This window comes from Fusicatenibacter saccharivorans (genome assembly GCF_027667425.1).
GTDB lineage: Bacteria > Bacillota > Clostridia > Lachnospirales > Lachnospiraceae > Fusicatenibacter > Fusicatenibacter saccharivorans.
This window is the reverse complement of record NZ_JAQEGR010000006.1, coordinates 203,499-215,752: the sequence shown is the minus strand read 5'-3', so window position 1 is coordinate 215,752 and position 12,254 is coordinate 203,499. Positions and strand designations below refer to the sequence as shown.

Below are 12,254 nucleotides of genomic sequence, written 5' to 3'. Positions count from 1 at the left end.
TTCGTTATCTTTTATAACAATTCCAATATTTTTAATATTATGAATCTCATCTTTGCCTCTCCAAAAGATTCTTAAAAATTCTACATTACTTCAAGAACTCGAATTGCTATCAATCCAATTCGAACACTAAGCACTTCTGCTGGATTATTAAAATCTATATTCGTTATTTCTATTATTTTCTGCAAACGATATGAAACAGTTCGATAATGAATAAACATTAATTCAGAAGTCTTTTTTAAGCTTTGGTTGACATTCAGATAACATTCCAATGTATCAACCAGCTCTCCATTTTTCTGAATATCGTACTGGCGAAGTTTATTCAATGACTCCGGTATAAACGCTTGCAACTGATTTATATCTTTCATCTTTTCCAGTATCTGATAAAAGAATCCTACCTTTGTACTATCTATAACTGACTTATCCTCGTCTCCGATTATTCGTCTAATAACTTTAATATATTTAAGCGCAATTTTAGAAGATTTAAAAGACTCCTTCAATTCATGGTATCCTGTGACAGTTTTACCTATACCAATCAGAAAATCTATTTCAACTCCCCTATTAACTAGAAATTCTTGTATCGTTTTCTGCAGTTTCTCCAGTTTTTTACGAAATTCCAATCCGGTTTCCCGTTCCGTTTCTCTGTGAATATATACAATCTGGTTGGTTTGCAAAAAAATAGGCTCCCTCGGTAAATAACGTATAATTTCGTTTTCGACCAATTCTGTTTCTTTTATCTGGGCATTGGTAAATTTTTCCATATTCTTTATTGCATCCATACGGAAAGTGACAACCCGATATATCTCTGCATCATTAAGACCAAGCATACCTGCAACTTCATTTTCTTCATCATTTGACAGCGAACCATTCAGCATACGATATTCCAAATCTCTTAGATGTCGTTTTTCAAGATTCTCTTCTAATACATGTCTGATCAAACTAAACTGTAATGTAATGATAATATTCTCTAACGCGATAAAATCTAATTCCCTCAATGGTTCATTCTGTTCTGAAACAACAAAATACATTTCCTGTCTTTCAAATATATTGAGCTTCTTAATATATTCAATATAGTTAGTATTTTTTCTTTTTTGACACAAATATTGATATCTGGTTATAATTCCAGACTTATATTCCGCAATATTTTTTTCAATTCTAAAATCCTGTGTTTCCGAATTACTTGAAAAAAGACAGGTTCCATCTGCGTTATATAAACCGACCGGATTCCCGAGCATGGTACTGATCAAGAAAAATATTCTCTCTATAGATTCCCTTGAATCTATCACGTTCAGTAAAATATTACTTAAATTATCATGTGTCATCTTAAAATATTTCAGTTTTGCAGTTTCAATATCACACAACTGAAGTAGTATATGCTTAATAATCCCCCAAAAATACAAATCCTCAGAAATTTCTATCACGGGCAAATGATGTTCCTGCGAAAATTCCATTAAAATATCAAACAGTCTTTTCAGGTGTTCAGTTCTCTGACAGCACTTTACTATAAATCCACTTATCTGCTTTTTATCCAATTCTTTTAAATGATGCAAAAAAACATCTTCCTCTGTGGCTTCATAGGCTCGCATACTTGTCAGGAGCAGCTCACCCCCCCCCAGGAATTTTTCCATATCTGGCACTTCAATGATTCGGACTCCTTTAATTTCACGACCAATTCCAGAATCATCACTTATCAGTTGCATTTCCGAGAAATTGTTTGATTCAAGCAAGTCCTTTACTGTATACCCCATTTGTATTCCCTTCCTTTTACAATTGATTTGATTTATCTTTATTTTGCCTTATTATGTTATGCTATATCTATTTTAATATATTGGTGGAGTTATTTCTATAATTGTTTTTCATATTCTCTAGTTTGTTTTCTTAGCTATTCTGATAACTCATCGGCATCTGGTTTTATAATCTCCGAGACCTTTATGCCCTTTAGTAGATTGTCATAAGTTTGCTGCACATCCAGCAATATTTTATGTACTTTACAATGCTCTGTTGCATTTCTGGAACAAAACCCATCCTCTTCTAAACAACGATTTAATTTCATGGTTACTTCCGTGGAGGATATTATGTCAAACAGAGAAATATCTTCTGTTTTTTTCACAAGTGAATACCCACCTTTTATTCCTTCGCAAGCTGTAATTATATTCGCTTCTTTTAATTTTTTTGTGATCTTTGGAATATAGCTTTCTGGAATCTTTAATTCGTAAGCTAACTCAGACGCAGTGATTACTTCACCACGACAAGCCAGATAATATACTATTCTGATCGCATAATCCGTTGTAATTTTTAATTGCATAATTGCTCCTCTCCAAAACAGGAAAAATCCCGAATTATTATCCTTGCGCTTCATCTTTTATCGCCTCAAGTCTAATAAATTCGGGATATTGTATAACCTTTCATTTCCATATCTGTGCCTGATGCTTCAACTACTACATTTAAGGATAAAAAACATATAGAAAGAATCAAAATCCAAGAACATAAAATTTTTATGTATTTTTTCCATATATTATGCCTCATCTTGTGATTCTCCCTTATTTCTTTTCTGTTTTTTATGGATTAAAACACTTAGACAAATCAGTGAACCAAACAGCAATAAGAAATATCCCATAACAGGACTGTCATCTCCAGTCTTTACGCTATTGGTTTTTCCTAATCCATCCGAATAGGACGGACCAGATGGTTGTGACGGGTTTGAGGGCTGTGTTAGATTCGGCTTTTCTTCTCCCATATAACTGTTTTTAAAAGAGATCGCTTCTATTTTCTCCCCCTTCTCATTTGCTACAATTGTGACAACTTTTAACTGATTCGATTCATTATAGTAAGCCTCGACAGTCACATAGTACCTGTTTTGATCATATTTATAATCATCCTTTTTTTCTGTCGTCTGATAAATGTTATAATGATACTGTCCTGCTGTTTTTACATTCAGTATAATCTCTGTTGCTGCATTCTTTTCCATTGTCCAGGAATACTGCATATTGCGGCTTCCGGCTGGCATTGGTGCGTCGCTTTGATCGGTTGTCATAATATAAGAAAATTCATCTGCAATGCCTTCCACTTCACTGTCAAAGATCTGTCTCACCGGAATTTTCACTACAGTACAGTTATCAGATGCAAACGCTGATATCTGCATGCTCAGAAAAAGGAGCATAGTCACCAATATGACAGCTGTTTTCTTTAAATCAAGAATTTTCATGTTTTTTCTTTCCCTTCTTCTTTAATTTTCTATCTATCAGCAATAGAACGATAATTAGCAAAAGTATCCAGTAGATAACCGGCACCTGAATCATCTTTTCTTTCAATTTATCAATTCCAGTTCCCAGATTCTTGGCTTTCTCTTTCTCAGGATAGACCTGATCCGTAAGCCTTCCTACTAATATATTTCTTCCATTTGTCATGTCTGAGGTACATGTTATCAGAAGAACCAAATGGTCATTTTCAGTAAGTTCAATGTTTCTTTTATGTAAAGCATTGTCCGATATTTCCTGCAGATACGCCTGTTTTGCTGCCGGTTCCTCTGAACTGACACTGAACAGCCGCTCATTATAAGCATCTGCCTGAATCAATGCATAAAATTCAATTCCATGATCTTTTCCATCAAAAAAAAGATTTCCGTATGGATGTTCGTCAAAATACTCCTTATCTGCGAATAGCCCCACATCTCCAAACATCATGTGTTTTTCCATATGGTGTCCATAAATCATATTGTTAAAATCGGAAAAATCCGGTTTGTTTGCACAGTGCAAAAATATGGAACCACTTAAAGAATATTTGCCTTCGGCATCCGTATTCATATAAGTATCATCATCTTCTGCCTGAAGCAGCGGATAATTAACGTTTGTTTCATTTATTCGAATCCAGCCAATAATATCCGGATTGATTTTCTGCAATTCTTCAAAAGATTTCGTATGTTTTTCTGTTGGAATATAGGCTTCGTAGTTCTTCGCATCAGCCGCCTGATATACCTGATTGGAATCCCATAACATATAGCATGACAGGAACATTACCATAAGAATCAGCAATAACGCTATAAAATTCACCATATGATCGACTATTTTGACTAAAAACTTTGCTGCTTTTTTCATATGAAATATTCCTGAAGTTTCCTTTCTTATTGCAAAAGGGAATGCGACGGAGTATCGCCGCACGCATTCCCTTTGCTGTTACTTTTATGATTTTATGTAATTATTTCTGTACTTTTTTGCGTTTGAAAGCAACGAATCCAAACAGTGCTACAGCACAAAGAGCAACCATCAGAACGTATGGAAGAGTGTTCATGATAATACCAGTTGTTGGTACGTTGTTGAATCTGTTGGTTACGTCAACAATGTTCTTTTTCTGGCCGAGTTTACCACTGGCTGTAATTGCTTCATTGTATTTTTGTGCTGCTTTAGATGTCTCCACACCATTAAGTGTAACTACAGTGCTTCCCTTGTAGTTTGCTTTTGCAGCCTCAGTTACGGTAATCGTTGTTCCTACTGGAAGACCTGTGAATTTCATGTTCTCGCCATTTCCCAGCTGGAATGTACATTGTCCAGTCGCGTCTAACGTAACATCTTTACCATCTTTGTCTTTTACACCGCCAAGTGTTTTTGCATCTGTTCCTGCCGGGAATTCAAATTTTGCAGTAAAGTCGAATTTCTCAGTTGGAAGAGATTTTTCGGCATCTGTTACATTCTGAATAACCTTCTTGGATACGTTCAATGCACCGTTTGTTTTATAGTCAGGATCTGGCTTATTCGGATCTGGTTTCTCACCTGTACCAGCTTCCTGTACATAGGTGTTGACAAAGTTGAAACCATTCTTGCTTGCATCACCACCAATATCTACTTTACCTGTTGTTGCTTTACCTTTGTCATCTTTTGTCTTATTTACAATGATCTTATCAATTTCAAGTGTTCCACCAGTTTTCTCAACAACATATACATCCATTCTATACTCAGCATCGGACATAATCAGTTTTTCATATGCTGTCTCTGTAACAGACGGATTAGCCGTTTCGTTCTCTTCTACTGTATAGGAATATCTACCAGCTTCAGGAAAATCAGTGCCTACTAAATTAATTTTCTTAGTTTTTGTAGTTGTACCAAGATCAGTTGTTTCAAAACTGATTGTTGGTATTTCAACAGCATGAGCAGTATGTATTACATCATCCCCCTCCATAATCTGTGTAGCAGTAAAGCTAAATGTCTCTGCTTTTCCCACCTCAGTGTTGTAGGTCTTGCTGATATAGGCTTCCTTTGCATTATTTTTTGTGTCTGTCGTTGTTTGATCCGCTGCCATTGCCGGCATTGCCATTCCCATTGTCATAGCACCTGCTGCGACAATTGCGAGCATTTTCTTAGTGAATTTTTTCATGCTCATTTTAGTTCCTCCCTTGTAAATTATTTTGTTTTTTATTTGATTAACGGCTCTGGTAATTAAATTCCCCTGCTCCGAATAATCGCGATGACTTTTCCTTTGACATCTTTTATATCAATGCAGCCATAAATTCGGCTGTCCGATGCCTGAGGCCTGTTATCTCCAAGTATAAATACCTGGCCGCTCCCGACTGTGACCGGGAAATCCACTCCATCTTTGAATTGGGTGGTATCAAAGTAAATGTCCTGAGATATCTGTTCTGCACCATTTATCTTCAGTCCGTTTTTTGTAATGTCAACGGTGTCTCCTGCTACTGCCACAACACGTCCGGTCGTGGTTCTGCCATCAGCTTCAAACACTGCAACATCACCGGAGATAAACCTTTTATCCAATCGGTAATACATGACCAGATCACCGTCTTTGATTGCCGGTTTCATGGAGACATCATTTATTCTTACAATTCCATAGAGAAATGTAAAAATAAGAAATACTGCTAAGATAATAAATGCAATCTTCAATAACAACTGAACAATATCCTGTGCTACAGATGTTTCCTGTATTATATTGTTGTTTTTATTTGACCGTTCAGTTTCGTTCTTCATCCTATCCTTCCATAAAAATGGATGCCCATAACCCTTCTAGGGGATTTATTTGTTTTAGGTCAACTCAGACATCCACGGTACTAGTTTGTACCCTTTATTATAGTGGTTTATTTTTTTATTCCAATGCAACAAACATGTAAAAAGGCGGATGTATTTTTGCAAGTTTTGTTCCATAGCAGTGTCTATTCCATTTTCCGTCTTCTCCAGAAAAACAGAACCATAACGATACTTATAGCGAGTAATAGCCATACATGCCTGCTTGTTCCCAGACGAACCCCTGTTTCCGGTATTGATTGTGTGTTTTCGTTTGTGATTTTTAACTCAATCACATCTCCTCGTGCAGCCTCAATCCGCTGTTTCATGACAGCCGTATTTTCATTCGATGTTGCCTGAACTGGATTTGAATACTTATCATTCTCTTCTTTTTTAGAAATCGAAACAGCGTATTTTGATGTATCAACAGTTTCTGTTATTATGATATCCGAAGATATATCTACATTTTGTAATGTAACTTTATCTCCATGTTTCAAGGATGTTCTAAGTGTCTTACTACGCAGCTTTTGACCATCTTCCCAATAGAGAATTTCCATATCAAATGGCTTCTTGCGGTTTCCAAGTGGACCAGTGACTTCCTTTGTAATCTCAACCGTCACCCCGCCTTTTTGCGGATGATTGACGATATGTCTGTCCGAAACAGCTCTCCAGGTATTTGTCGTCGGTGATTTCTCATATAGGAATAAAATATCGGATTCTACATCGACCATATATAAATTAAAGTTATCCTGATACTGTGTTTTGGTTTTATCTGCTTTGTTCTTTTTGTTCGGAGTAACAGATTCTACCATCCAGTATCTGCCATCTGGTATCTCCTCCGATAACTGAAGCATTCCATTCTCATCAGTCAGTTGCAAGTCAAAATCAGGATTACACTTCTGACCATCCTTTTTCAGAACGATATCGTCCTTGCTCTGTGTATTGTCATAATCTACTGTATATCCTGTATCATCCGCATATTCTTTCGTAACATCATCATACGGTACTTTGTAGAACAGAAAACCTGCACCAGCAAGTCGGTTTCTTGGAAGATCATCCGTCTTTAAGAAACTTCGTTCAGCAAGATTGAAATGCAGATTCTGCACTTCCAGTTCCATCTTGGAAACATCCTTGAACTCATTCTCATCCTTCGGGAATATTTGTTGTCCATTTGAATCGAAATACTGAATCTCTGGATAAATAACTTCATAATATAGGAAACCATCCCCGTATTCCGAAGAATAATGTGTCTTTCCTATCTCAATTTCTTCCACCTTATATTCCACCGGATTTCTGTCCTGGAATAGTGGAACATTGTCGACTGTGTGTTCCCATCCGTTCTCTTCATTCAGCAGGAATTCCTGTCCTGTAGAAATTCCATTCTGATACAATCTGATTTTCACCTGTTTTTCCGTCAGTGCATCATTTGGATTTTCCCATGTCTTTTTGATATGCAGAGTGCCTGTTTTAGCAAAATTTCGGATATTAAGGCTGGTATCTCCTCGCTGAAACAGAACAGATTTTCCGTCTATCTTACCATCAACTGGTGCCTTAACAGCCTCCTGATTTTCGTTAGCCTCCCTATCCACCAATTTTGCATCAATGATTTTGAATGCTCCATTGGCAATCTCAACGGTGATCTGTATATCTCCTGTGTCTACATATCCCGTCGGTAAGTTTGTCTCTCGCAACAAATACGTCTCAGTTGCTGTTCTGTTCTGTTTGTTTTCATCTTGTAACGGAATGTGAAGTTGTGCGATTCCGTATTTATCAGTTGTTACCGTTTCCTCCTCAACACCGTTCTTACTGACAGCAAAATTGATCTTCTCCATTCCATGTCCGGTAGACTCATCAAATTTGTTCAGTGTGAGTATTCCCTCTTTCTGATAACGGTTCTCCAATTCAATAGTAAGAGTCTCACCACCGCGTCCAATTCCACGTCCTGTGAATTGAATTCCACTTTCTGGATATGCTTCCCATGAATTTACATTATCTCCTTGTTCATGAGAATTGCGGACATTGTACCAACCTGAAAATTTCACATTCGAATCTTTTGGCTTATAGTTGTACTCTTTTAATGTGTATTTCCAGAATGAGTCCGCCTTAACGATCCACGTACAGCTTGTATGTGTATCATCTGTCCATGTACCTACAACTTCTATTGGAGCATCCTCCGCTTGCGGAGCTTCTGCATCCGGTTTCTGGCTATCTTCTGAAGGAAGCACAAGTTTCATATGCTCATGAAATGCAGGTGGCTGAGGTTTTCCATCTAAAAGCTTTTCATCCATATCTACCTGGATATAATAATCTTTCTTGACTTTCTCTATTGCTTCCGGCATTCCGACAAAATCTTTCTTTACTGTCAGGTAACCATTTTTTGCTACAATACGTCCGTCAATATGCCACCCATCGGACATTTCACTTTTGAAAGAATACCAATAAATGGTGAAGAATTCGGTATCTAATTTCGATGGCGGAATCTCCCTGTCTCCGATACGAATCATACGTCCGCTTTCACGAATTGTCTGGAATACCTCTTCATCGGAAGGAATTCTATCTATCTTGTAGATATAGTCTCCATTTCCAATATATCCCTCATCTGGTTTAGTTCCCTGCAAAAGTTCTTGCACTCTCTTATTTCCATCCGCATACTGTTCCCACGTAGATGGATTCTTATTTCCAAGAACTGGAACATCATGCAATATACTTGCCTTCACATTACAGTTTGCCACGGCAACCGCACTTGTATAATCGTCTACATTCGTGGTTGGTAATGCTACCGAACCATCTTCCGGCATCGCTGACTTACAGATATAAAACTGTACCTGTTTTCGATTTTGGTTACTAACCTTACGCCACGCTGCATAGAGGGTGATTGGCTGTCTTGCACTATTATTTATAAGATCAGAAATAGAATCCCCTGCACCGCATTCCTGCCACTTTCCGTCTTTGTTTCTGTAATCCCAATGATCGAATTCATACTGTTCCAACTCTTTGCTGTCATTATCTTCATGATCATAAACTAGCGGATATGGTGACTTAACGTTATGTTTTCCAGCTTCTATTTCATTCTCATAATCATCTGTATGTCTTGTCTTATTCTCAACCTGAGGGGTCAACTTAGCTTCCTTAGGAAGTTTCTTCATATAACGAGTTGTATTATAGATAACCCTGACTGCCCCAGACTCCAGCGGTTTGTCTGCGATCACCTCATAAGATGAGTTAACCTTCGGAATTTCAAATTTTACCTTATCATTTCCGGACGGTTCTGGAAGAACCTCATTTTCGTCCCTGTCATTAGATGTACAACTCCAGACAATCTCCTTGCCATAATACTCACCTTCTAAACTTGCCCTCTTTGGTACTTCCAAAGTATATGCTTCCCCATGGCCTACATACTGTCTCTTAATTGCTTCTCTTTTGGTCAGATTCAGTGGATCCAACACTTCAATCAGATGAAAACTTTCCTCTACACTGAAATGTCTTCCTGCCAGCCCAACCTGAGAAGAAAGTCCTGTCAAACGATCAAAATAATTTTCGATTCTGTCTGGATTCAGTGGGTTTGGCTGTGAGAAATAATAGACAGATACATCTTTCCCGTTTTTCAGGACAGGAATATACCATGTACCATCGTTGTCCTTATAAGGGTGCTGTACAAACACACGGCTGTCTGTCGCATAACCAAACAGAATCTTCTCTTTCTGATCTGCGCCGGGCTCCAGCTTGCTCGGAGTGAAACCAAACTCACTGTAAATTTTAGAAATCGTATCATCTGGTTTAGCTCGCAAATAATAACGACTGGCTCGGCCACTGTTTGCTTTGATTATGTAATGTTGCTCAGCATTGAGGTTCTTTATCAGCTTATAATGTCCATCGATAAATACATAAAAACTGATATTTGCTTCTTTTACCGCAGCCGGCTTTTCTGTATTATCAGGAACAATCACATATGGACGTACTGCATCATCTGGCTGAATAGTAAAGCTCATGGTATGCTCTGCTTCATTTTTACTCCATGTAACCGCTGAAAGAGTACCATCTTCCTTTCTGCATTCCCAGTTTATATCCTGCGTTTGTTCTTCTACACGCGGCTTTGTACTAACTGTTCTTGTAAGTGTTGACTTTCTTGCAACAAAATCAATTGCCGGAAGATCACGCAAAGCTGTTTGGCTGTAAACCTGTCCATCTTCATCCTGTACTGTCACACTGTAAAAACCGTTATATCTATCATCGTCGTGTTCTAGTAAGGTCTTTGCACTCATTGTGGCAATATTCTGTCCGTCTGGCAGGTAATACACATCCATCGGCTCTCCGGACTTTCCTATATAAATACATTCATGACCTTCTATCGTGTATTTCCCTGCATTATGGATTGTATCGTAATCTCTCTTGGAATAATAAAAACGCTCTTTTGCTCCATTTTGAATAGAACCATCGTAATGAAATTTTTCAAAATGCTCTTTTAACTCATCATTAGAAATATAATAATAAACTGTTCCCGGCTTTGTTGTAGTATCTTTTATAACAGGAATTTCTTCGTTTAGAACATTATATCTCTCATTATTTACAAAAGTATAGAATTTAATGTTCAAGGTTGCTGGTGCAAAAGTGTTGCATGCAACCGTATATGGTTGCTCTATCTTTCCAATAGAAAAGGTTAGTTTATCGCCCTGTTTCACCGGAGCAATTGTTTTATTTTCATCCTCACTGGCACAAAGCCAGTCGCTTTCCTTCGTATCTCCTGGATCAACGGAAATTGTGACCGCAGAATCTTTCTTATAGTAACTCACAGTTCGATTTCCATCCGGATTGATCACTGTAACCGAATAGAAACTGTTCTCATTCTGCTTAATCTGGTCTGAATCATTATCCGGAATTTTTTCGCCATCAGATGCTCCTTTTGGCATATAGTAAACATCTGTCGGTACCGTTGTGTCCTGATTGTCCAGGGTGTAGGATACATATTGCTGTCCTTTATAAGTTACCACTGTCGCCTGTGCTAATGTCTTCTCACCACGGACTGTATATGGAAAATAATTTCCGGACTGTGTTTCCTCTGCATTCAAGCCGAACTCTTTATAAATCTCAGCAAGATCACTGACAGATAAATAGCATCTGCCCTGACGGTTCCATTTATACACTTTTTTCAGTGAATCAGCCGGCAGCTTTCGAACCTCATTGTCTGCATATATATAAAACTGAATATCAAAGGCTGTCTGGTCCGCTCTCTGGAGCACATAAGACTGTGTGATCTTTCCGATTGAGAACCTTGTCCGGTTCCCTGATTCCCGTACACCATCTATTACCTTATCATCTGTTCCCATACAGGTCCATTCGATCTGGTCTGTCTGATCCGGCAATTGTGGATTAAAGTCAGACACAACTTCTTCCACTACAGTTCCTGTTAATGCATAACGAATCCGATCCTGCCCTTCTCCCTTTACCTCTACGGAATAAAACGAGTTGTCCTTTTTTACAGAATCTTTTAAATTTAATGCAAGGCCTTTTCCATTTGGAAGGTAGTAAACATCTATCGCTTCCCCTTGTTTATTCTGTCCATCATTGTAAGAAACATATGTCTTTCCGGATTCTGTGTCTGTATAAACTTTTCCGTATTCTATCCTGCTTTTTCCCCGGTATGCAGATACAAACTTATTTTTTGCATCTGGATTCTGACCATCGCTGTTTTTTACAAATCCAAATTCTTCATATATCAGGAGCAGGTCCTCAATGGAAACACCATAGTAGGTAGTTCTTCCGTCTTTCCATGTTGCAATGCCGGTAATGTCATTATGCTGAAGCTTTACCTTGTTTCCATCAATAATAACATAGAAATCAATATCAAATCCTTCGGAAATCTCCTGAAGCCTTGGTGATTCCTCTTGTGCAATCTGCTCCTCAACGGCTTTTTCTTCTTCTGAAAACTCTCCCGGGGATGGAGTAATTTCTTCCTCCGGAATCTCTTCTAATGGCGGGGTGATTTCCTCTCCAGGAGTCTCTTCTGATGGCGAAGTATTTTCTTCTTTCGACGTCTCTTCCGACAATGATGTACTTTCCTCAGGAATAGATTCTTCTGTGTGCAGTTCACCCTCTTGAGTACTATTTATATTTGGAATATTCTCTTCTTCCACTGAAACTGCCAAAACTGTCGTTCCTGCGCTATTCATGCACAAAACCAATAAAAGTGTCCAGGCTATCCATCTTAGCCATCTCTTTTTCCTCTTCACACAAATTCCTCCTAAAAACATATTT

Annotated in this window: 7 protein-coding genes; all 7 read right to left on the bottom strand. The window is 37.9% G+C overall.

Annotated features, from left to right (window positions below):
- Nucleotides 1-80: 80 nt before the first annotated feature.
- The 7 genes from PGS38_RS07780 to PGS38_RS07750 all read right to left on the bottom strand — a co-directional run bounded on the left by PGS38_RS07780 (nucleotide 81) and on the right by PGS38_RS07750 (nucleotide 12,229).
- Nucleotides 81-1,745 (bottom strand): PucR family transcriptional regulator, encoded by a 1,665-nt coding sequence (locus tag PGS38_RS07780; RefSeq protein WP_118600667.1) that lies wholly within the window; start codon nucleotides 1,743-1,745, stop codon nucleotides 81-83.
- Nucleotides 1,746-1,879: 134 nt separating this feature from the next.
- The gene (locus PGS38_RS07775; protein ID WP_082424891.1) at nucleotides 1,880-2,356 is read right to left on the bottom strand and encodes an RrF2 family transcriptional regulator; all 477 of its coding nucleotides are present in this window, start codon (nucleotides 2,354-2,356) and stop codon (nucleotides 1,880-1,882) included.
- Nucleotides 2,357-2,512: 156 nt separating this feature from the next.
- Complete coding sequence (locus PGS38_RS07770; RefSeq protein ID WP_055227179.1) at nucleotides 2,513-3,202, bottom strand: Spy0128 family protein; 690 nt, start codon at nucleotides 3,200-3,202, stop codon at nucleotides 2,513-2,515.
- A complete protein-coding gene (gene srtB, locus PGS38_RS07765) occupies nucleotides 3,189-4,091 on the bottom strand; it encodes a class B sortase (protein WP_199671264.1) in 903 nt (300 codons plus the stop codon). Before srtB ends, PGS38_RS07770 begins: the two co-directional genes overlap by 14 nt.
- Nucleotides 4,092-4,191: 100 nt before the next feature.
- Nucleotides 4,192-5,370, bottom strand: coding sequence for a DUF7601 domain-containing protein (locus PGS38_RS07760; protein WP_118600669.1), 1,179 nt, complete (start codon nucleotides 5,368-5,370; stop codon nucleotides 4,192-4,194).
- Between the two features lie 56 nt (nucleotides 5,371-5,426).
- Nucleotides 5,427-5,969, bottom strand: a complete 543-nt coding sequence (gene lepB, locus PGS38_RS07755; RefSeq protein ID WP_118600671.1) for a signal peptidase I — start codon at nucleotides 5,967-5,969, stop codon at nucleotides 5,427-5,429.
- Nucleotides 5,970-6,151: 182 nt separating this feature from the next.
- Entirely contained in the window at nucleotides 6,152-12,229 is a 6,078-nt protein-coding gene (locus tag PGS38_RS07750; protein ID WP_243037537.1) for a Cna B-type domain-containing protein, read from the bottom strand.
- Nucleotides 12,230-12,254 lie beyond the last annotated feature (25 nt).

What these genes read in the sequence shown, in the direction of transcription:
- PGS38_RS07780 (WP_118600667.1), bottom strand. Translation starts at nt 1,745, where the DNA reads ATGGGGTATACAGTAAAGGACTTGCTTGAATCAAACAATTTCTCGGAA.
- PGS38_RS07775 (WP_082424891.1), bottom strand. Translation starts at nt 2,356, where the DNA reads ATGAAGCGCAAGGATAATAATTCGGGATTTTTCCTGTTTTGGAGAGGA.
- PGS38_RS07770 (WP_055227179.1), bottom strand. Translation starts at nt 3,202, where the DNA reads ATGAAAATTCTTGATTTAAAGAAAACAGCTGTCATATTGGTGACTATG.
- srtB (WP_199671264.1), bottom strand. Translation starts at nt 4,091, where the DNA reads ATGAAAAAAGCAGCAAAGTTTTTAGTCAAAATAGTCGATCATATGGTG.
- PGS38_RS07760 (WP_118600669.1), bottom strand. Translation starts at nt 5,370, where the DNA reads ATGAGCATGAAAAAATTCACTAAGAAAATGCTCGCAATTGTCGCAGCA.
- lepB (WP_118600671.1), bottom strand. Translation starts at nt 5,969, where the DNA reads ATGAAGAACGAAACTGAACGGTCAAATAAAAACAACAATATAATACAG.